A 20579-nucleotide genomic window follows, 5' to 3' on the forward strand; every position below is an offset into this window, starting at 1 on the left:
GGCTCGCAACACGCTTGCAGCAGGCGGAATCGGCCCGGCAACCGATCGATCCGCTTGCAGGCGAGATCGGCGAGGGCAACGTTGAGGCTGCCTACGCGGTCCAGTCCGAGGTGACCCGGCGGGGCATCGCAGGCGGGAGACGATTGGTTGGCCGCAAGATCGGCCTCACGTCGAAAGCCGTGCAGCAGCAGCTTGGTGTCGATCAGCCCGACTATGGCGCCTTGTTCGCGGACATGGAAGTCCCGACGGGAGAGGCGATCACGGCTGCGCGGCTGATCCAGCCCCGCGTTGAGGCCGAGATTGCGCTCGTCCTCGAGCGCGATCTCGCTGGCGAAGACCTCACGCTCGGCGAGCTGATGCGATCGACCGCTTATGCCGTGGCTGCGCTCGAAGTGGTCGATAGCCGGATACGGGATTGGAAGATCAGCATTCTCGATACCGTGGCAGACAACGGCTCGAGCGCGCGGTACGTGCTCGGCGCATCGCCGCGACGATTGACCGACGTGGATCTCGGGGCCTGCGGCATGACGATGACCTGCAACGGCGCGATCGCATCCATCGGCTGCGGCTCGGCTTGTCTCGGTCACCCACTCCGTGCCGCACTCTGGCTGGCGCGGGCCATGGCGCGCGCTGGCCAGCCGTTGCGGAGCGGGGACGTCGTACTGACGGGCGCCCTTGGCCCGGTGTGCCCGGTCTCGGTAGGCGAAGTCTACGAGGCGACGATCTCCGGTTTCGGCCCCGTCAGCGTGACGTTCACGTAGCCGAGCCCGCGCAACAGATCATTGGAGCCGTTCAAGAGCTTCAAGATTACCAGCAATCGAAAGGGGAGGAGCTGATCATGGGATTGATTTCGAGAAGATCTGCGGTCGCGGGCCTGGGAGCCAGCGCCCTCGTATTGGGGAGCGGCCCGCGGGCGCGTGCCGCAGGAAATTATGGACCCGGTGTCACCGACACGGAGATCAAGCTCGGGACCACTGCACCTTACAGCGGACCGGCTTCCGGCTACGGCGTCTATGGACAGGCGCAAACCGCCTACTTCCAGATGATCAACGACAATGGTGGCATCAACGGTCGGAAGATCAACCTGATCTCGCTCGATAATGCATTCTCGCCGCCGAAAGCGGTCGAGCAAACCCGCAAGCTGGTCGAGTCGGAGGAAGTGTTCGCGATCGCGGGATTTCTCGGTACGGCAACCAATGCCGCCGTGCAGAAGTATCTCAATGCCAAGAAGGTGCCGAACCTGTTCCTGACGTCGGGCGCCGAGCGCTTCAATGACCCCAAGGAATTTCCCTGGATCGTACCGTTCTACCCGATCTACGTCGCGCAGGGAGCGGCGCTGGGCACATTCATCCTGAACCAGAAGCCGGATGCCAAGATCGCCGTCCAGTATGTGAACGACGATCTCGGTAAGGATTTCCTTCGCGGTCTCAAGAAAGGGCTCGGCGGCAACGTCAGCGCCATCGTCAAGGAAGTCAGTCACGAGATCACTGAACCGACGATCGACAATCAGGTCGCCGATTGCAAGGGGGCGGGCGCCAACGTCTTTGTGCAGCTCACTTATTCCAAGTTCGCGGCGCAGGGTATCCGAAAGGTTGCTGCACTCGGCTGGAAGCCCCTGCACATTGTCAATTCGAATTGCAGCTCGACCGGAGGAACGTTGGCGCCGGCTGGCCTCGATAATGCCAAGGGGCTGGTCTCGGCCTGGTGGGAAGTCATAGCGACGGATCCACACCAGCGAGACAAGCCTCGTGTCAAAGCCTATGTTGATTTTATGAAGAGGTACATGCCGTCGGTGAGCATCGACGACAACACCGCGACTCCAGGCTACAACAACGCTTACATGATCGAGCAGGTCCTTAGGCGATGCGGTGACGAACTGACGCGAGAAAATCTGCTGAAGCATGCGACCGTGCTCAGCAATGAGCAGCCGCCGCTCTTCCTGGACGGCATCAAGGTCAGCAATTCGGCGACAGACTATCGCGCCATACATAATCTCCAAATCACCCAATTTGACGGCACCAACTGGATGCCGATCGGAGACATGGTCGATCTTGACGGCATTGCATCTTAGGCCCGGACGGCATTTCGGGGCGGCGAGAACCTCACCGGAGGATTTCGCTAACGCTTTTCAGTCGGCGGGCAGCTGGTCGCCAATCAGAGACTCGCTGACGCCGTCAAATGTGGCGATCCGCAGAGTTCTAACGGTGCGTAGTCACCGGGTCTCAAACGATCGAAATTCCTCGGCCACGGCCAAAGTGTACATGGTGCCTTCCGACGGTTGGGTGGTCGTGATGGCAGATCCGCAGGTCAGGTCCTCGGACCTCGTTGAAATCGCAAGCAGAAGTGGTGAGTTTCGTAAGCACTATGGTGTCGTGCTCGGAGCATTCCCGTACCTCAGTTCGATCAGCGCGGCACGGCCGCGGTCAATCTGGTGGTGTGGTGCGCTGACAGCTCTGATCGGCGCGGGTGTCGTATGGCTCAAGAGCCGGGCCGGCGGCGGCTAGCTTTCTGAATGGCGAAGATAGGAGCCACAAGCCGTCGAGCTGCGCAAGGTTAGTTCGTTACGATCTGGGGCGCAGTAGATGTTGTGAGGGCATCTCCGGCCGATCAAAGGACCGCAATGGATTACTGTTTCAGCGCCTAGAGATGACGCGTGTGTCTTCATTGTGCCCCAGTTATTTCTAGGCACGCGTCAAGGGAGGCTATCGGCTTGGAGAAAAGATGCCCCATGATCGTGCGACGAATACCTATTCTCGGTCGGATAGGCCCCGTTGTGTGATCGCTAAGTCATTGATTGTTCTCGATCTATAGCTGACTCTTAATCAGCGGGTCCCAGGTTCGAGCCCTGGTGCGCCCACCAAAGGAAAAGACCTTCTTTTCCAGTACCTTCGCAAGGTCGCGGTCGACGGCTAAACGCGTCGCGTGCGCCGGTTCTCTCTGATTTGCTTCACTTGGCGAACGTCGGGCGATCACGCGATCGCTTGAATGGAGCTGGAGAAGACGCTCGGCGGCCGGCGCAGGCCATAATGGTCGCGCAGTGTCGCGCCGGCGTAGTCATCGCGGAACAGGCCGCGCTTGCGCAGGATTGGGACGACCTGCTCGGCAAAGACGTCGAATCCGCCGGGCAGCCAGGGCGGCATGACGTTGAAGCCGTCGGCGGCGCCGTTCTCGAACCAGGTCTGGATGTTGTCGGCGATCTTTTCCGGCGGGCCTGCAATCACCCAGTGGCCGCGCGCGCCGGCCAGGCGCTGGACGAGCTGGCGGCGAGAGCCGGCCCGTCGGCAAAGAAGATCGCATCGAACTTGTGCGCCTCGGCCTTCTGCGCCAGCTCCTGATAGTAGGTGACGTCGAGGATCCGCTCCGCAGCGGAGCCCTTGTAGCGCCAGGCGGCCTCGTGATGGCCACCCGGATAGATGAAGAGATTGAGAGAAAGCTGTCGATCGCTCATGCCTGCGGCTCGCGGAATGTTGGGGGTGGTCAGTTGCCGGTTGACGGCTTGTGTGCAAACGCGAAACGCAGGTAGCACTCCAGAGGCAGCCCTTCCGGTGTTCGTTTCGTCTCGACGAGGCGGGCAAACGCGCCGCGGATCCGTTCGCGTTCCGATGGTGAGAAGGCCTCGAGGAAGTTGCCGAAGGCGCTGGCTTCAGACCATCGCAGCAGCGAATTGACGTCCTCGTGCACGTCGGTCCGCGCGCGCAGCTCGCTGCGGTAAGCGACGAAGCCGCCGGCTGCGAACAATGACCTGAGTTCTTCTCGGAGCTCGTCTTGCCGCCGCTTGGCTTCCGCTTCCGTGCTGCCGATGACGGTCGCAAGTCCCGGCAGAATCACGATGGAGCTTCCGGCGCGGCCGTACGCGGCAGCCCTGGCACGCAGATCGCGCGCATAGGCGACACCTTCGTCGATCGTTTGTGCCAGCGTGAACATCGCTTCGGCCTGCGCGGCGGCGAGGGCGCGGCCGCCGCTCGTCAGACCCAGCGTCGCGCAGGGGCGCGCGATGTTGTAGGGCTCGTTGTAGGTCGTCGACGCCGTCGCGATCAACCCGATATGGCTGGTCGCGGCGGCGACGGTTGCCAGCACAATGGTCGGCTCCAGCGACATGAACGAGCGGTAGTCGATGCGGTCGGTGATGGCGGGTGTGTCGGCCAGGAAGATCGCATCGAGCTTGCCGCGCTCTGCGATCTGGGCGACGCGGACGTAGTGGCCGACGTCGAAACAGGCGCGCGGGTAGCTGTCGGGCAGTCGCCAGGCCGACGCATAGACGCCGGAATGCAGAAGATTGACGTTGAGGTGAAGCTGACGATGAGACATGGCGGCCGTATCTGCGATGATGCTGGTCGCTAGATATCGGCATGACGCGTGCGGGAAAATGCATCGCGCCCCGGAGCCGGCAGAAAGAAATATCCGTCCCCGCCGGCGCGCCTTGTGCGCAAGCTCGTGTCGCGTTGTTCGCCGATGGCGCAACATCCGGCATGCGGCGACACGAATCTTCTTTGCGCGGTAAGGCAGCTGAAAGCTTCGTCCAACTCTCCGCAAATATCTGAAATTGCCAGTCGGGCTGGCGCGCGCAACGATGTGTCGTGGCGCGCCTTGCGCCGCGACCGATCCGCCTGGAGCTTTCAATCATGTCGAACCCACCTCATCGCGCCGAACGCGTATCCGCGCCTGAAGGCTCGGTCGCGTTCGAGGCCGACGTTCTGGTGATCGGCGGCGGCCCCGCGGGGACCTGGGCTGCGGTCAGCGCCGCCGAGCGCGGCGCGCGGGTGGTGCTCGCCGACAAGGGATTTTGCGGCACCTCGGGCGCCACCGCCGCGGCGGGAACGGGCGTCTGGTACATCGATCCGGATCCGGCCTTGCGCGAAGCCGCGATGGCCAGTCGTGAGAAGATGGGCGGCTATCTCCAGGATCGCCGCTGGATGGCGCGCGTGCTCGACAGCACCTATCAGCGCAGCAATCGCCTGGCCGATTGGGGATATCCCTATCCCGTGGACGACCGCGGCAAGTCGCAGCGCAACTCGCTGCAGGGTCCCGAATACATGCGCCTGATGCGCAAGCGCACCAAGCAGGCCGGCGTCACCATTCTCGACCACAGTCCGGCGCTCGAACTGCTCGTCGACGACGACGGGGCCGTCGCCGGCGCCAGCGGCGTGCGCCGGCAGAAACAGGATCGCTGGACGGTGCAAGCCAAGGCCGTTGTGATCGCCACCGGCGGCTGTGCATTCCTCAGCAAGACGCTCGGATCGAACGTGCTGACCGGCGACGGCTATCTGATGGCCGCCGAGGTCGGTGCCGAATTCAGCAGCATGGAGTTCTCCAACCCGTACGCGATCTCACCGGCGTTCGGCTCGGTGACCAAGACGTTGTTCTACGGCTGGGCCAGCTTCACCTATGAGGACGGCAGCGTGGTGCCCGGCGCGGCGTCGAAGGGCGGACGATCGGCGATTGCGCGTGCGCTGCTCGAAGGCCCGGTCTATGCCCGGCTGGACAAGGCGGATGACGATGTGCGGCATCACATGCGCGTGTCGCAGCCGAACTTCTTCCTGCCGTTCGATCGCACCGGGATCGATCCCTTCAAGCACCGCTTTCCCGTCACGTTGCGGCTGGAGGGGACCGTCAGGGGTACCGGCGGCATTCGTATCGTTGACGACAGTTGCGCCACCAGCGTTCCGGGGCTCTATGCGGCGGGCGACGCGGCGGCGCGCGAATTGATCTGCGGTGGCTTCACCGGTGGTGGCAGCCACAATGCCGCCTGGGCGATGTCGTCGGGAGCATGGGCCGGGCAGGGCGCCGCTGACTATGCCACGCAGGTCGGACCGGCTGCCAGGCGCAGATTGTCGTCCGCCGCCGCCGTGGCGTTTCGAAGCCGGCCGCGCCGTGCATTCGCACCGGCCGCGCTGGCGAGGGCCGTTCAGGCCGAGGTCTTCCCGTATGAACTGAACTACTTCCGCGAGGCATCGCGATTGCAGGGCGCGCTCGGGCGTCTTGACGCGGCGTGGCGCGATGTTTCGGAAGCAGACGCCGCCGACACATCCGAGATCGTGCGGGCGCGCGAGGCCGCGGCGATGCTGGCGACCGCGCGGTGGATGTACCGCAGCGCGCTCGCCCGTCAGGAAAGTCGCGGCATGCATCGCCGCGACGACTTCCCCGACCAGGACAGCCGGCAGCGGCATTACGTGACGACCGGCGGCCTCGACGAGATCTGGACCTCGGCCCGGCCTCATGCCGAGGCCGGCTATGCGGAGGCTGCGGAGTGATCGAGGTCATTGATGGCGAGCGCTGCACGTCCTGCGATATCTGTGTCAACGTCTGCCCGACCAACGTGTTTGACAAGACGAACGGAATTCCGGTAGTCGCCCGGCAAGGCGATTGCCAGACCTGCTTCCTCTGCGAGCTCTATTGTCCCGAGGATGCGCTCTATGTTTCGCCCTTTGCGGATCAGGCGCAGCCGATCGACGTCGTTGCGCTCAAGCAAGCGGACAGCATGGGCAGCTATCGCCGGGCTGTGGGCTGGACCGATGAGACCAGCGATCGCCGCGGCGTCGACCGCAGCTATTTGCTCTTTGGTCATTGAGACGCGGCCGCGCGCGTCGCGACCAAGACGACCTTATGGACTGACTGAATGAACGTGCATCAATCCCTGACGGCAGCGGAGCCTGTCGAGGCGCTGTCGCCATTGGCGCATCCGCCGACCACGGCCGATGCCATGGTCCGGTTCGAGCAGGTCGCGAAAGCCTACCCGGCTTACCGCGACAAGCCGAGCGTGCAGGCGCTGAAAGACATCGACTTCGCAATTCCACGTGGCTCGATCACCGGTGTGATCGGGCGTTCCGGTGCCGGCAAGTCCAGCCTGGTGCGGCTGATCAACGGGCTGGAGAAACCATCGAGCGGCCGCGTCGTCGTCGACGGCCGCGATATCTCCGGACTTTCGGGCCGCGATCTGCGCTTGGCGCAGCGCTCGATCGGCATGATCTTCCAGCATTTCAACCTGCTCTCGTCGCGCACGGCCGCCGACAATGTCGCGCTGCCGCTCGAGATTGCGGGCTGGTCGAGGCGCGACATTGCGGTCCGCGTCGCGGAGCTGCTCGAGCTCGTCGGCATCGCGGACAAATACGATCGCTACCCGTCCGAGCTGTCGGGCGGCCAGAAGCAGCGCATCGGTATCGCCCGCGCGCTGGCGACGCGGCCGAACGTCCTGCTGTCGGACGAGGCGACGTCGGCGCTCGATCCGCAAACGACCCGTTCGATCCTCGATCTCCTGGCCAACATCAATCGCGAGCTTGGCGTCACCATCGTCCTGATCACCCACGAAATGTCGGTGGTGCGTCAGCTCGCCAAGGAAGTCGTGGTGATCGACGGCGGTCATATCGTCGAGCGTGGTCACGTCGCCGACATCTTCACGCATCCCGCGCATCCGGTCACGCAGGCATTCCTCTCCGAGGTGATCGGCGACAGCGTTCCGGTGTCGCTTGCAAGCCGCCTGCAACCGCAGCCGGTTGCCGGTGGTCGCGCCGTCATTCGCGTCCAGGTTCGCGGTGCCGATGCCGGCGACACCATCATCGCCCGCCTTGCGCGCGAACTCTCGATCGACGTCGCGCTGCTGTCGGCCCGGATCGACGAGATCGGCGGTCAACATGTCGGCTCGCTGTCGCTGGGTATTCCTGGCGGCGAGGCCGCGGCCGACAAGGCGGCATCGTATCTCTCCCAGAACAACCTCCCGGCGGAACGTCTCGGCTATGTCGCATGAACTCCTCAACCTGATCGTTCAGGCCACCGGCGAGAGCCTGTTCATGGTGTCGATCGCCGCCTTGATCGCCACGGCGTTCGGGCTGCCGATCGGCGTCTTCCTGGCCACCAGCCGCAAGGGGGAGTTGTTCGCGGCGCCGGCGGTCAACGGCGTGCTGGGCATCATCGTCAATGCGACACGCTCGACGCCGTTCATCATCCTCGTGGTTGCCATCATCCCGTTCACGCGCCTGATCGCGGGCACCTCGATTGGCTCGGGCGCGGCGATCGTGCCGTTGACCATCGCCGCGATGCCGTTCATTGCGCGATTGGTTGAGGCGGCGATCCGCGAGGTCGATGCCGGCTTGATCGAGACCGCGTCGTCGTTTGGCGCCAGCCCTCTGCAAATCGTGCTCAAGGTCCTTATTCCGGAAGCGCTGCCCGGCCTGGTGCTTGCACTGACACTCGCGGTCGTCAGCCTGCTCGGCTATTCGGCGATGGTCGGAGCGGTCGGCGGCGGCGGGCTGGGTGACCTCGGCATCCGGTACGGCTACCAGCGTTTCATGCCCGAGATGATGCTCGCGGTCGTCGTCGTCCTGATCGCGCTGGTGCAGACGGTGCAGACGGCCGGCGACTATCTCGCCCGCCGCGTAAACCGCCGCGTGCGCCATCGCTGAGACCGGACACGATCTCTTCGGCGCCCTTTTTGCAATACTGACAATTCCTGTGGAGAGCCAAATGTCCTTTCGTTCCATTGTTGTGTTTGCCAGCGTGCTCACGCTCTGGTCGATGTCTGCCGCGGCGGAAACCATCAAGATCGGCGTGACGCCGGGGCCGCATGCGCAAATCCTCGAGGCCGTGAAGCCGATCGCGGCAAAGAACGGGCTCGACATCCAGCTGGTCGAGTTCTCCGACTATGTGGTGCCGAACGCAGCGCTCGACGCCGGCGATATCCAGGCCAATTCGTTCCAGAACCAGCCTTATCTCGACAACCAGAAGGCCGATCGCGGTTACAAGATCGAGGCGGTGGGACTGACGGTCAACTTCCCGATCGGCGTCTATTCCAAGAAGCACAGGAGCTGGGCGGTCATTCCGGACGGCGGCAAGATCTCGATCCCGAATGATCCCACTAACGGCGGCCGCGCCCTGCTGCTGCTGCGCGACAAGGGTGCGATCAAGCTGAAGGACGGCGTCGGATTCAAGCCGACAGTCCTGGATGTCACCGACAACCCGAAGAAGCTCAAATTCGTCGAGGTCGATGCGGCCCAGGCGCCGCGTGCGCTCGACGATGTCGATGCCGCCGTGATCAACACGAACTATGCGACCCAGGCCGGCCTCGATCCGGTCAAGGACCCGATCCTGCGCGAGGACCCGAAGGGGCCTTACGTCAACCTGATCGCGGTTCGCGCCGCGGACAAGGACAAGCCGCGGGTCAAGATCCTTGTGGACAGCTATCACACGGCTGAGGTCAAGGAGTTTGTCCTGACCAAATTCAAGGGCGCCGTGCTGCCGAGCTGGTAGCCGTGGCCGGCGACAACACGCGGGCCGGAGTCAGGCCGTGACCTTATTTGGCGGCGTCGGAGCGGACTGTGTTCGAGACCGACCGCCGGTAGCCGGCACCGGGATGCGTGGCATGAAGACGCGGTCCGCGCTCCGGGAACAGCTTTTCCCGCAGCGTGCCTTCGCGATAGGCTGTCTTGTACACGCCACGTGACTGCAGTTCCGGCACCACGAGGTCGACAAAGGCGTCGAGCGATTCGGGCGCGACGAGGCGGAACAGGTTGAAGCCATCGACGTCGGTGTCTTCCGCCCAGGCGATCAGCTCGTCGGCGACATCCTGGGCCGAGCCGACCACGAAGGGGGATCGAGCGCCGACGCGGCTCAGCGTCGCAAGATCGCCGACCTTGACGGGGCGCTCGCTCCGCAGGGTGAAGTTCTCCACCATCGACTGGATCGCGTTGCTCTCGACATATTGCACCGCTTGGTCCGGGCGGTAGGTCGAGAAGTCGATGCCGGTCCAGCCCGAGAGCAGAGCGAGCTGCCCGGTCTGGTCGACATGTGCGGCATAGTCGGCGAGCAGATCTTTGGCTTCCGCCCGGGTCGGCGCGACGATCACGGTCGCGCCGGCGAACAGGCGGATATCATAGGGATCGCGCCCAAATTCCTTCGCGGCGCTCCTGATGTCGCGGACCGCGCGGGCGAGAATTGGCCTGGTCTGCCCGTTGAGGAAGATGGCCTCCGCATGCCGGGCCGCGAAGGCGCGGCCGCGCTTCGAGGTGCCCGCCTGATACAGCAGCGGCGTGCGTTGCGGGGACGGCTCCGCGAGATGAATGCCGTCGACCTTGTAGTGAGGTCCTTCATGACGGACGGGATGGATCTTGGAGGGATCGGTGAAGATGCGAGCCGCACGGTCCCGGCGCACGGCGTCATCCTCCCAGCTGCCCTCCCATAATTTATAGCTTGCAGCGAGAAATTCCTCGGCCGCCTCGTAGCGTTCGTCATGGGCGCGGTTCGCCTCGAGGCCCATGCCGCGGGCGCCGCTGTCGAGATAGCCGGTCACGATGTTCCAGCCGATCCGCCCGTTGGTGAGATGATCGAGCGTCGAGAAGCGTCGCGCGAGCTGGTAAGGGTGTTCATAGGTGAGGTTGGACGTGATGCCGAAGCCGAGATGCCTGGTGACGAGCGCCATGGCGGAGACCAGCAAGGTCGGCTCTGCATTCGGCAATTGAACGGCGTGCCGCAGCGCGGTGTCCGGATTGTTGCCGTAGACGTCATAGATGCCGAACACGTCAGCCAGGAAGATGCCGTCGAGCAGTCCTCGCTCGGCGGTCTTCGCATAATTGACCCAGTAATCGAGCGAGTTGTAGTCGAGCGAGGTGTCGCGCGGATGCGACCACAGGCCGGCCCAATTGTGGCTCGGCGCCATCATGTTGAACGCGTTGAAGTGAAGCTCTCTCGATTTTGCCATCGACCTGTTCCGACAGTTATCGTGTCGGGACAACGTATCAGCTTGCTTGCGCGGCTTTGTTTTCTATTCGAACGGTCTGCGCAAAAATCCTGCTGCAGTGGAATTCTCCGATAGCAAGTTACGCTCATTGATGCGCGCAAGCGGGGTGGACGCGTTGATGCAACTCCGACCGCGGGCCATCACTCACCGTGCGATCCGCGATTTCATGCGCCGGGACCGGCGGCAGGCACAGGAAACAAATGCGTCGTGCCGGATGTTTCGTCTGAAAAATTCAAGGTGCCGTTGCGCGAGACGTCAGCACGTCCATCGCTATTTTCCTGGACATCTCGACAGCAGCAAAGTCGCTGCGCATCATTTCGCGACTTGCCGCGCTTGGTTCACCGATCCCAGGAGAGTTCGAAATGCCGGTCGACACGAAGAATCTCGAGACGCTCGCCCTGCATGGCGGGTCCTACCGGTCCGATCCCGCAACCGGTGCGGTGGCGGTTCCGATCTATCAGACCACCTCGTTCCAGTTCGAGAACACCGACCATGCCTCGCGGCTGTTCGCGCTGGAAGCGATCGGGCAGATCTACACAAGGATCAAGAACCCGACGGCGGACGCCCTCGAGGAACGGCTGGCGGCGCTGGAAGGCGGCGTTGGCGCACTCGCCGTGGCGTCGGGCCAGACCGCCTCGGCCTTTGCCATCTTCAACCTCGCCCAAGCCGGCGACAACATCGTCTCGTCGACCGATCTCTATGGCGGCACCTGGACGCTGCTGTCGCAAACCTTGAAACAGTTCGGCATCGAGGTGCGGTTCGTCGATCCGGCCGATCCGGAGAATTTCCGTCGTGCCACCGATGCGAAGACCCGGGCCTATTTTGCCGAAACTCTGCCCAATCCCAAGCTCAACGTGTTCCCGATCAGGGAAGTGGCCGATATCGGCCGCGCGGTCGGCGTGCCGCTGATCCTCGACAACACGGCGGTGCCGTTGATTGCACGTCCGTTCGAGCATGGTGCCGCGATCGTGGTCTATTCGACGACGAAGTATATCGGCGGCCACGGTACGTCGATCGGTGGCGCGATCATCGATGGCGGCAATTTCGACTGGGCGGCGAATGCCGAGCGCTTTCCGCTGCTCACGCAGCCGGACGCCGCCTATCACGGCGCGATCTGGACGGAAGCAGCCAAGCCGCTCGGTCCGATCGCCTACATCCTGCGCGCGCGTGTCAAGCTGTTGCGCGATCTCGGCGCTGCGATCGCGCCGCAAAATGCCTTCCAGTTCATCCAAGGGCTCGAGACGCTGCCGCTGCGGCTTCGCCAGCATAATGAGAATGCCATCAAGGTGGCGGAATTCCTGGCCAGGCACCCCAGCGTTTCCCACGTGATCTTCCCGGGATTGCAGGACGGGGAGAATCGCCGCCGCGCCGACACCTACTTGAAGGGCGGCTATGGCGCGCTGGTCGGCTTCGAGCTGAAGGGTGGTGTCGAGGCCGGTCGCCGCTTCATCGATGCGCTGAAGCTGTTCTATCATGTCGCCAATATCGGCGATGCGAGGTCGCTCGCGATCCACCCGGCCTCGACCACCCACCAGCAGCTTACCGGCGAGGAGCAAATCGCGGCCGGCGTCACGCCCGGCTATGTGCGGCTTTCGGTCGGGATCGAGCACCCTGACGACATCATCGCCGACCTCGTTCAGGCATTGGCTCAAGTCGAGGCAGGCAGCAGCGCCCGCAAGGCGGCGTGATCACACTCGGCAAAATCAAAACAGGATTGAGATGATGAAGACATTGTTGCGCCTGGCGCAGGCGGCAGGCGTTCTCCTTGCCCTGACGGCGAGCGCCGTCGCCGACGAACCCCTCAAGATCGCGACCAGCGCCGGTCCGGTCGGCCAGCTCGCAGCGTTCGCCGCTAAACAGGCCAAGGAAAAGGGGCAGGACGTCAAGGTCATCGAGCTGTCCGATTGGGTCGCCTTGAACGAGGTGGTCAACAGCGGCGACGTCGACGCCAACCTGTTCCAGCATGGCACCTACCTTGCGATCCAGAACAAGCAGCGCGGCTTCAATCTGGTCCAGGTCGACAAGGTCGGCGTGATCGCACCGGTTGGGCTGTTCTCGAAGAAGATCAAGTCACTCGACGAGATCAAGCCCGGCGACAGCGTCGCGATCCCGAATGAGCCGCTCAACGGCGCACGTGGATTGATTCTGCTCGAGCGGGCCGGCCTGATCAAGCTGACACCGGGCAAGGGCTTCGCGGTGAGCCGGTTCGACATCATCGAGAATTCCAGGAATCTGAAGGTCGTCGAGCTGGATCCGGCGCAGACCTATCGCTCGCTCGACGACGTCACGCTCGCACTCGTCAACATCACCTATTTGATCCCCGCGGGCGGCGATCCGAAATCGGCGCTGCTGATCGATCGCACGGTGGATGACGGGCTGGTGCTGCGCTTCACGGCGCGGCCCGACAGGAAGGACGATCCGCGCCTCAAGGCCTTCATCCAGGTCTTCAACTCACCCGAGGTGAAGAAATTCATCGAGGACAAGCTGCCGGCGTTCATTCCGGCCGGCTTCAGCAGCTAAACGCGTGTCAGTTCACGGCGGAGCGGGTGCTGCCCTGTTTCTTCAGTGCGGGAGAGCAGGGCAGCGAGTTCGGCACACTGATTGCGGATGTCGGGAATCGCGATGATCTCCCAGAACGCCGCGCGGGTCAGCGGGCCCACCGCGAACAGTCGGCGCGAAGGGACGCCTTCACGATCGACGATGGCGCAATCGGGATCGGTCTCGATGCCGATGCAGAGCCGGTCGACGCAGGCGAGGCCCCGTTGAAACAGGCTGCGCACGGCCGGATTGGGCGTCGCACGGGGATCCTTCACGATGCCGGTGCAGTCGACGACGGTGCCGACTTGCAGCTGCCTGGTTTCGGCGTTCCCGCGCAGACGATATGCGACCGCAGCGCCGGCGTCGTTCGGTTCGATTCGAACCACCTTTGCCGCCGTCAGGCTGAGCTGTCCGTCATGGAGTGCCCCGGTGATGCGGGCCTCGACTTCCGGCGCCATCCGGTGCCGATGCACATCCCACCAGGCTCGCGCATGCTCGAGAAAGCGGCGCTTCGAGGTCAACGGGAGCTCACGCCATAGCCGTTGCGTGTAGGGCCGAAGCCCGTCGATCACACCGCGCCAGTCGCCGCCCTCGGCGGCATGCCGCTCGACACGAGCGCGGAGCCAACGCGTCAATTGACCGACGCTGGCACCGAACGGAACGTCGGTCTCGGCGATGCGAACGGGATCGACCCGGCGATGTGGCTTGGCGAGCAGGCCGCGGCGCGACATCGCAATGATCGGCCCGCGATGTCCATCACGCAGCAACGAGAGGACGTAGTCGACCATCGTGAGTCCGGTGCCGAGGATCAGGACAGTCGCGTCGGCATCGATGGGAGCGGCCGACGGCGGCGACCAGGGATCCGCGTGCCCCGGGTTGCTTGCGCGCATGTCGTGCCCGGTGGCAAGCACGATGGCATCCCCCGCAAGGCAGCGGCCGTCGTCCAGCGTCGCGATAGCCTCGTCCGAGCGCTCGCTGACGTCGACGCAGGTGCCGCGCACGATCGTGAGACGCTGCCCGTCTGCGCGATCGGACGCACCTTGCTCAAGCAGGCTGGCGATGTAATCGCCGTAGACCCGCCGGGGAACAAAGCAATAGGGATCAGGACAGAGCGGCACCTCGTGCTGGCGTGACACCAGCCAACGCCAGAAATGATCCGGCTGGTCCGGTAGCGCGCTCATATTCGCGGCGCGCACGTTGAGCAGATGATCGGGATTTCCGGTGTGGTAAGCGATGCCGCGGCCGATATCCGGACGCTGCTCGATCAACGTGACGCGGAGATCGCAAGACTGATGCAGCAATTGATACGCCAGCAAGACACCGCTGGCACCTCCGCCGACGATGATGACATGCCGTCCAGCGGTATTAGTCATGCTGCCCTCCACCAACCACTCGATTGCATGAAACGTGCAGAGCCAAGAGTCAAATGTTCGGAAACGTCGACAGGCGGCCGCGGCGAGAACGTCGGCCGCATGTGTCTTCGGCAAGTGTCTTCGACAAGTGTCTCGGGCAAGTGTCTCGGGTCAGCCGAAACCGCAGCGCGCCCTGTGCGCGGCCTGCTCAACTAGCCGTGCGGCCCGAACAGGAAGATCTCGTGCAAATCGCGCTGTCCGTCGGGATTTGCGGCGCGGGCGAGCTTCCTGCGCCACCGCTGGAGTTGTCGGGTCATGCGACCGAGGGTGTGAAGCCAAGAGGATGCGAGACGCATAAAACCTCCGTCGAATAGTCGTCGCCGCAAAATAGCACGTCTTTGCCAAGCTCGAACGCGGAGCATGATCAACGCGTCCAATTTGCAATCAATGAATCGAACCATGCCGGTTCTATGGAACGGTCGCTTCGCCCGTCGAACTGACAAAGGAAATTCATTCTCGGAGCGATCGACGATAGGCGAGAGCATTTCGAGATCAGAGCGGCGCTTGCGGAGCGAGAGCCGCTTGAGCGCGCGCCATACCGAACGACGAAAGCTGATGTGCAGCTAAGAAGCCGCATGCCCCGTCGCTGCGTGTCGGCGCTTGCGGGTGGGCTCTCGTGCCGCGCATTTCGTTCGTCACCGTCCAGCACCGCTCTGCAGTTCGTGACGACGGATTGGCAGTCACTGCTCTGACAAACCGGCCCCGAGCGGCTTGAGCGATGCGTGAGGTGCGACCCGAGCGCGGGGCGCCCTGCGGCGAGGACGGTTGACAGGGGGGAGCGCCCACTTTAATCACCTGACTAATTAATCAATTAATTAAGGTCTGAAACCCTAGGGAAAGAATCCGCCTGATGCTGGCCGGCCGTCGCTATCCGAAGCTGCTTACCCCGCGCGGTCGCGGCTTCACCGGTCTGGACGGCCAGGCGCCCACCGGCGCCATGCAGACAGGCCTCGAACAGGCCGGGAATGGCCTTTGTCCGGCATGCCGAATTCGTGGCCGCGCGGGCATGGCACAGCGCCGGCTCGATCCCCACGGGCGGCGACGCGGCGTGCGCCGATCGCTGCCTTCAGATCCCACATGCAGGTCCGTTAGCGCGTGCGTTCGCATCGCGTCGCGCGCTCGGCAGCGAGCCACGGACCGGCGCGTCCTGCCCGAACCAGGGTGGGTTTCATTCACCCGTATGACAATGAGGAGTGAGGCGTAAACGATGGGACGTCGATCTGAGGTACTGATGGCGCAAGACACCGCCGGCACGGACAATCGGCGCGTGATACAGGTGGTATCGCGCGCATTCGACATCGTGCGTTGCTTCGAAGGTCGAAGCATACGCCTGGGCAATCGCGACATCGCCGATCGCTGCGGTCTTCCCCGATCGACGGTCTCCCGTCTCACCTTGACCCTCACCCAGATCGGCCAGTTGATCTACCTGCCGCAAGAGCAGAAGTATGCTCTCGGCCCGCACGCCGCCGCGCCGAGCGTCCCGTTGTTTGCGGAGGGTTGCGACAAGCCCGTCTGCGCCGACGAGCGGGAGCGCGAAACGGCGCAACCGTCGATGCTGATCAACTCGCGCTTCGAGTACTTCGAAGATCAGCGCAAGCCGGTTGCCGCGCTGCTTTCGGTCACGCCACACCGCTGACGCCTCGGCTTGTTCCGCGGCAGAAGACGCCGCGGAAACGACCGGGGACCAATCGGCACGAGCTCACAGTCAAGAAACATCCAAAGTAGAGGGAAACGCATGTCTGAAGCATACATCATTGACGCGGTCCGCACGCCGCGCGGCATCGGCAAGCCGGGCAAGGGTGCGCTGTCGCATCTGCATCCGCAGCAGCTGGCAGCAACGGTGCTCGGCGCGCTCAAGGAGCGCAACAAGCTCGATACGTCGACCGTCGATGACATCATCTGGTCGACCTCGACCCAGGAAGGCAAGCAGGGCGGCGATCTCGGACGCATGTCGGCGCTCGCCGCCGGCTACGACATCAACGCCAGCGGCACGACGCTGGATCGTTTCTGCGGCGGCGGTATTACGTCGGTGAATCTCGCGGCAGCTTCGGTGATGTCGGGAATGGAGGATTGCGTCATCGCCGGCGGCACCGAGATGATGAGCTATCAGCAGACCCTCGCAGCCGAACGCTCCAAGGCGGGGCAGCCGGCGCGGATGATGGGTTCGGGCAATCCGGCGCTCGACGAGATTCACCCGCAGTCGCACCAGGGCGTGTGCGGCGACGCCATTGCCACGCGTGAGGGAATCAGCCGCGAAGCCTGCGATGCGCTGGCGCTGGTCAGCCAGCAGCGCGCCAAGCGGGCGATCGACGAAGGCCGCTTCGCCAAGTCGGTGATCCCCGTGCTCAACGACGACGGCAGCGTCGCCCTCGGTCGTGAGGAATTCCCGCGCCCCGAGACCACGGCCGAAGGCCTTGCTTCGCTGAAGCCGAGCTTCGAGCAGCTTGCCGATTTCGACCTCGGCAACGGCACGACGTTCAAGAAGCAAATCCAGCGCCGCTACCCGGGCCTCGAGTGGAAGGGCGTGCATCATGCCGGCAACAGTTCGGGTGTGGTTGACGGCGCCGCCGCGGTGCTGATCACGTCGAAGCAATATGCCGAGAAGCACGGCCTCAAGCCGCGTGGCCGGATCGTGGCCTATGCCAACCAGGGTGACGACCCGACCTTGATGCTGAACGCGCCGGTCCCGGCGGCAAAGAAGGTTCTCGCCAAGGCCGGCCTGACCAAGGACGACATCGACGTCTGGGAGATCAACGAGGCCTTCGCGGTCGTCGCCGAGAAGTTCATCCGCGACCTCGACCTGAATCGTGAAAAGGTCAACATCAATGGCGGCTCGATCGCGCTCGGCCACCCGATCGGCGCCACCGGATCGATCCTGATCGGCACCGCGCTCGACGAACTCGAGCGGAGCGGCGGACGTTATGGTCTCGTCACCATGTGCGCCGCCGGCGGCATGGCGCCGGCCATCATCATCGAACGCATCTGATCGCGAAAGGATAGTGCCATGAAACTCGATTCATCGGTCGCCGCCGTCGTCACCGGCGGCGCGTCCGGCCTCGGCGCAGCCACCTCGCGGGCGCTCGCTGCGCAAGGCGTGAAGGTCGCGATCTTCGACTTCAACGAAGAGAAGGGCGAAGCCATCGCCAAGGAAATCGGCGGCGTGTTCTGCAAGGTCGATGTCACCTCCGACGAGCAGGTCGACGCGGGCTTCGCCAAGGCCCGCGCGGCACACGGCCAGGAGCGCATCCTGGTGAACTGCGCAGGCACCGGCAACGCGGTGAAGACAGCCGGCCGGGACAAGAAGACCGGCGAACCCACCCACTTCCCGATCGACGCCTTCAACCGCATCATCCAGATCAACCTCGTCGGCACCTTCCGCTGCATCGCCAAGTCGGCGCAGGGCATGCTGTCGCTGTCCCCGCTAGAGCACGGTGAGCGCGGCGCGGTGGTCAACACGGCGTCGGTCGCGGCCGAGGACGGGCAGATGGGGCAGGCGGCCTATTCGGCCTCGAAGGCCGGCGTCGTCGGCATGACCCTGCCGATCGCGCGCGACCTGATGGCCGAGGGCATCCGCGTCAACACCATCCTGCCGGGCATCTTCAACACGCCGCTGCTGCAGGGCGCCCCGGAGAACGTCAAGGCCGCGCTCAGCGCCTCGGTGCCGTTCCCGAAGCGTCTCGGCATGCCGGAGGAGTATGCGCATCTGGCGCTGACCATGATCACCAACGGCTACTTCAACGGTGAAGACGTTCGCCTCGATGGCGCCATCCGCATGGCCCCGCGCTAAGCACGGCAACAGGAGACGCAAGCGATGTCTGAAGAAACTCCGGTCCTCACTGAAGTCCGCGGACCTATTCTGATCATCACGCTGAACCGGCCGGAAGCCAAGAACGCGGCCAACCTCGCCCTTTCCAAGGGCGTGGCCGCGGCGATCGACCGGCTCGACGCCGACGATGCCCTCAGCGTCGGCATCATCACCGGCGCCGGCGGCACATTCTGCTCGGGCATGGACCTCAAGGGGTTCCTGAAGGGCGAGCGGCCCTCGATTCCGGGCCGTGGCTTCGCCGGCCTCACCGAGGCGCCGCCGAAGAAGCCGCTGATCGCGGCCGTCGACGGCTACGCGCTCGCCGGCGGGATGGAAATCGCGCTGTCGTGCGACATGATCGTCGCCAACCGCACCGCCAAGTTCGGAATCCCCGAGGTGAAGCGCGGGCTGGCTGCTGCGGCCGGCGGCCTGATCCGCATGCCGCGCCAGATGCCGTTCCGTGTGGCGATGGAGTTCGCATTGACGGGCGAGTTCTTCGGCGCCGAGCGCGCCCATCAACTCGGCATCATCAATCGCGTGACCGACGGCCCGGCGCTCGACGCTGCGCTCGAGCTCGCCGCCGCGATCGGCGCCAACGGCCCGCTCGCGGTGAAAGCATCCAAGCAGGTGATCGTGGAATCCCGGCTCTGGCCGGAGGACCAGATGTGGAAGAAGCAACAGGAGATCGTCGGTCCGGTCTTCGTGTCCGAGGATGCCCGCGAGGGTGCGGCTGCCTTCGCAGAAAAGCGCGCGCCGAACTGGAAGGGCAAGTAAGGCAGCGACTGTTTCGATCAGGGAGCGCCGGTTTTGATTGAAGCAGAACCGGCGCTCCGATTTTTTTGGTGAAGGCCGTGCCCGCCACCGGCCGGTTCCGCGCCGCTTGAGAGCGCTATTGGGTGAATGATGCGCAGCTTTACCGAAGACCAGGTCATTTTTCGCGACTCCTATCGCAAGTTCCTCGCCAGCGAGATCGCGCCCCATATGGAGGAGTGGCGGGAGGCCGGCATCGTCGACCGCAGCGCGTTCAAGAAGGCCGGCGATCTCGGCTTCCTGATGATCTGGCCCGAGGAGAAATACGGCGGCATGGGGGATGAGGACTTCCGCTATGAGCAGATCATCATCGAGGAGACTGCGCGCTCCGGCTGCAAGGGCTGGTTCAACACCCTGCACAGCCGCCTGGTCGGTTCTTACTTCAAGCGCTTCGGCACCGAGGAGCAGCGCGACCGCTTCCTGCCCAAATGCGTCAGCGGCGAGACGATCCTGGCGATTGCGATGACCGAGCCCGGCGCGGGCTCGGACCTCGCGGGCATGCGGACGACCGCGGAAGACAACGGCGATCATTTCCTGCTCAACGGATCGAAGACCTATATTTCCAACGGCATCAATTCCGACGTGGTGATCGTGGCGGCCAGGCTCGCAGGCGCCGAGAAGAAGCACGCCATGGTGCTCTTGATCGTCGAGCGCGGCATGGAGGGTTTCGAGCGCGGCCGCAATCTCAAGAAGATGGGCATGCCGGCGCAGGACACCGCCGAACTGTTCTTCCAAAACGTCAAGGTGCCCAAGGCCAACGTGCTGGGAGAACCGGGCAGGGGCTTCTATTATCTGATGGAGGGCCTTGCCGAGGAGCGGCTGATCTCCGCGGTCGGATCGATCGCCAACGGCCGCAAGGCGTTCGACATCACGCGCGCTTACGTGATGGAGCGCAAGCTGTTCGGAAAGCCGCTCGCCGAACAGCAGAACACCCAGTTCCGCATGGCGGAGATGGATGCCGAAATCGACCTCGTGCAGGTCTATGTCGATCACTGCGTGGCCGAGCACAATGCGGGACGCCTGACCAGCAACATGGGCGCCAAGGCCAAGATGATGTCGTCGGAAGTCGAGTGGAAGATGCTCGACCTCGGCGTCCAGCTGCACGGCGGCGCGGGATACATGGATGAATATCCGATCAGCCGGATGTTCACCGACGCGCGCGTCAATCGGATCCTGGCGGGAAGCTCCGAAGTGATGCGGCTGATCATCGGCCGCGATGTCTTCTCGGAGCACTACAAGAGCATTCTGGACTAGCGGTTCAGCGTGACCGGCTGCCTACGTCGCTCCG

The 20579-nt window shown here is 63.9% G+C and carries 16 protein-coding genes and 1 pseudogene; 14 read left to right on the forward strand and 3 right to left on the reverse strand.

Annotated elements, in window-relative coordinates; all coding sequences use genetic code 11:
* Positions 1–14 precede the first annotated feature (14 nt).
* Both ACE10Z_RS15695 and ACE10Z_RS15700 read left to right on the forward strand, forming a co-directional pair.
* Positions 15–761, forward strand: coding sequence for a 2-keto-4-pentenoate hydratase (locus ACE10Z_RS15695; protein WP_375788721.1), 747 nt, complete (start codon positions 15–17; stop codon positions 759–761).
* Positions 686–2071 (forward strand): ABC transporter substrate-binding protein, encoded by a 1386-nt coding sequence (locus ACE10Z_RS15700; RefSeq protein WP_375788722.1) that lies wholly within the window; start codon positions 686–688, stop codon positions 2069–2071. Before ACE10Z_RS15695 ends, ACE10Z_RS15700 begins: the two co-directional genes overlap by 76 nt.
* A gap of 898 nt (positions 2072–2969) precedes the next feature.
* On the opposite strand, the pseudogene ACE10Z_RS15705 reads toward ACE10Z_RS15700, so the two are convergent.
* Positions 2970–4308, reverse strand: a pseudogene (locus tag ACE10Z_RS15705) (LLM class flavin-dependent oxidoreductase).
* 314 nt (positions 4309–4622) lie between these two features.
* On the opposite strand from ACE10Z_RS15705, the gene ACE10Z_RS15710 reads away from it, so the two are divergent.
* The 5 genes from ACE10Z_RS15710 to ACE10Z_RS15730 all read left to right on the forward strand — a co-directional run bounded on the left by ACE10Z_RS15710 (position 4623) and on the right by ACE10Z_RS15730 (position 9240).
* Positions 4623–6251 (forward strand): FAD-dependent oxidoreductase, encoded by a 1629-nt coding sequence (locus ACE10Z_RS15710; RefSeq protein ID WP_375788723.1) that lies wholly within the window; start codon positions 4623–4625, stop codon positions 6249–6251.
* Positions 6248–6568, forward strand: coding sequence for a 4Fe-4S binding protein (locus tag ACE10Z_RS15715; RefSeq protein ID WP_375788724.1), 321 nt, complete (start codon positions 6248–6250; stop codon positions 6566–6568). The genes ACE10Z_RS15710 and ACE10Z_RS15715 overlap by 4 nt, the downstream gene beginning before the upstream one ends.
* Positions 6569–6616: 48 nt before the next feature.
* The gene (locus ACE10Z_RS15720; protein WP_375788725.1) at positions 6617–7741 is read left to right on the forward strand and encodes a methionine ABC transporter ATP-binding protein; all 1125 of its coding nucleotides are present in this window, start codon (positions 6617–6619) and stop codon (positions 7739–7741) included.
* Positions 7731–8396, forward strand: a complete 666-nt coding sequence (locus tag ACE10Z_RS15725; protein WP_375788726.1) for a methionine ABC transporter permease — start codon at positions 7731–7733, stop codon at positions 8394–8396. Before ACE10Z_RS15720 ends, ACE10Z_RS15725 begins: the two co-directional genes overlap by 11 nt.
* 61 nt (positions 8397–8457) lie before the next feature.
* Positions 8458–9240, forward strand: coding sequence for a MetQ/NlpA family ABC transporter substrate-binding protein (locus ACE10Z_RS15730; RefSeq protein WP_375788727.1), 783 nt, complete (start codon positions 8458–8460; stop codon positions 9238–9240).
* A gap of 43 nt (positions 9241–9283) precedes the next feature.
* Here the strand turns inward: ACE10Z_RS15730 and ACE10Z_RS15735 are convergent, their stop codons facing one another.
* Positions 9284–10687 carry an LLM class flavin-dependent oxidoreductase gene (locus ACE10Z_RS15735; protein ID WP_375788728.1) on the reverse strand — a complete coding sequence of 468 codons (1404 nt, stop codon included), beginning with the start codon at positions 10685–10687 and terminating at the stop codon, positions 9284–9286.
* A 401-nt stretch (positions 10688–11088) separates the two neighbouring features.
* Between ACE10Z_RS15735 and ACE10Z_RS15740 the strand changes: the two genes are divergently transcribed.
* A complete protein-coding gene (locus tag ACE10Z_RS15740; protein WP_375788729.1) occupies positions 11089–12414 on the forward strand; it encodes an O-acetylhomoserine aminocarboxypropyltransferase/cysteine synthase family protein in 1326 nt (441 codons plus the stop codon).
* 34 nt (positions 12415–12448) lie between these two features.
* Positions 12449–13246 carry a MetQ/NlpA family ABC transporter substrate-binding protein gene (locus ACE10Z_RS15745; protein WP_375788730.1) on the forward strand — a complete coding sequence of 266 codons (798 nt, stop codon included), beginning with the start codon at positions 12449–12451 and terminating at the stop codon, positions 13244–13246.
* Here the strand turns inward: ACE10Z_RS15745 and ACE10Z_RS15750 are convergent.
* Positions 13243–14637 (reverse strand): FAD/NAD(P)-binding protein, encoded by a 1395-nt coding sequence (locus ACE10Z_RS15750; RefSeq protein ID WP_375788731.1) that lies wholly within the window; start codon positions 14635–14637, stop codon positions 13243–13245. The two genes, ACE10Z_RS15745 and ACE10Z_RS15750, sit on opposite strands and share 4 nt — an antisense overlap.
* Before the next feature lie 1270 nt (positions 14638–15907).
* Between ACE10Z_RS15750 and ACE10Z_RS15755 the strand changes: the two genes are divergently transcribed.
* From ACE10Z_RS15755 to ACE10Z_RS15775, 5 genes are all read left to right on the forward strand, one after another.
* Positions 15908–16312, forward strand: coding sequence for a helix-turn-helix domain-containing protein (locus ACE10Z_RS15755; RefSeq protein ID WP_375788732.1), 405 nt, complete (start codon positions 15908–15910; stop codon positions 16310–16312).
* 99 nt (positions 16313–16411) lie between these two features.
* A complete protein-coding gene (locus tag ACE10Z_RS15760) occupies positions 16412–17662 on the forward strand; it encodes an acetyl-CoA C-acetyltransferase (RefSeq protein ID WP_097675475.1) in 1251 nt (416 codons plus the stop codon).
* Positions 17663–17680: 18 nt separating this feature from the next.
* Positions 17681–18463 carry an SDR family NAD(P)-dependent oxidoreductase gene (locus ACE10Z_RS15765; RefSeq protein WP_092083031.1) on the forward strand — a complete coding sequence of 261 codons (783 nt, stop codon included), beginning with the start codon at positions 17681–17683 and terminating at the stop codon, positions 18461–18463.
* Between the two features lie 24 nt (positions 18464–18487).
* Positions 18488–19255: a crotonase/enoyl-CoA hydratase family protein gene (locus tag ACE10Z_RS15770; RefSeq protein WP_375788733.1), complete on the forward strand. Its 768-nt coding sequence runs from the start codon at positions 18488–18490 to the stop codon at positions 19253–19255.
* A 129-nt stretch (positions 19256–19384) separates the two neighbouring features.
* Positions 19385–20545 carry an acyl-CoA dehydrogenase family protein gene (locus tag ACE10Z_RS15775; protein ID WP_375788734.1) on the forward strand — a complete coding sequence of 387 codons (1161 nt, stop codon included), beginning with the start codon at positions 19385–19387 and terminating at the stop codon, positions 20543–20545.
* Positions 20546–20579: the final 34 nt, after the last annotated feature.

It is taken from the genome of Bradyrhizobium sp. Pha-3 (assembly GCF_042258615.1).
Taxonomy (GTDB): domain Bacteria; phylum Pseudomonadota; class Alphaproteobacteria; order Rhizobiales; family Xanthobacteraceae; genus Bradyrhizobium.

Bases quoted from the DNA above. Each gene is read 5' to 3' on its own strand.
- ACE10Z_RS15710 (WP_375788723.1), top strand. From the start codon at position 4,623: ATGTCGAACCCACCTCATCGCGCCGAACGCGTATCCGCGCCTGAAGGC.
- ACE10Z_RS15720 (WP_375788725.1), top strand. From the start codon at position 6,617: ATGAACGTGCATCAATCCCTGACGGCAGCGGAGCCTGTCGAGGCGCTG.
- ACE10Z_RS15725 (WP_375788726.1), top strand. From the start codon at position 7,731: ATGTCGCATGAACTCCTCAACCTGATCGTTCAGGCCACCGGCGAGAGC.
- ACE10Z_RS15730 (WP_375788727.1), top strand. From the start codon at position 8,458: ATGTCCTTTCGTTCCATTGTTGTGTTTGCCAGCGTGCTCACGCTCTGG.
- ACE10Z_RS15735 (WP_375788728.1), bottom strand. From the start codon at position 10,687: ATGGCAAAATCGAGAGAGCTTCACTTCAACGCGTTCAACATGATGGCG.
- ACE10Z_RS15740 (WP_375788729.1), top strand. From the start codon at position 11,089: ATGCCGGTCGACACGAAGAATCTCGAGACGCTCGCCCTGCATGGCGGG.
- ACE10Z_RS15745 (WP_375788730.1), top strand. From the start codon at position 12,449: ATGAAGACATTGTTGCGCCTGGCGCAGGCGGCAGGCGTTCTCCTTGCC.
- ACE10Z_RS15750 (WP_375788731.1), bottom strand. From the start codon at position 14,637: ATGACTAATACCGCTGGACGGCATGTCATCATCGTCGGCGGAGGTGCC.
- ACE10Z_RS15755 (WP_375788732.1), top strand. From the start codon at position 15,908: ATGGCGCAAGACACCGCCGGCACGGACAATCGGCGCGTGATACAGGTG.
- ACE10Z_RS15760 (WP_097675475.1), top strand. From the start codon at position 16,412: ATGTCTGAAGCATACATCATTGACGCGGTCCGCACGCCGCGCGGCATC.
- ACE10Z_RS15765 (WP_092083031.1), top strand. From the start codon at position 17,681: ATGAAACTCGATTCATCGGTCGCCGCCGTCGTCACCGGCGGCGCGTCC.
- ACE10Z_RS15770 (WP_375788733.1), top strand. From the start codon at position 18,488: ATGTCTGAAGAAACTCCGGTCCTCACTGAAGTCCGCGGACCTATTCTG.
- ACE10Z_RS15775 (WP_375788734.1), top strand. From the start codon at position 19,385: ATGCGCAGCTTTACCGAAGACCAGGTCATTTTTCGCGACTCCTATCGC.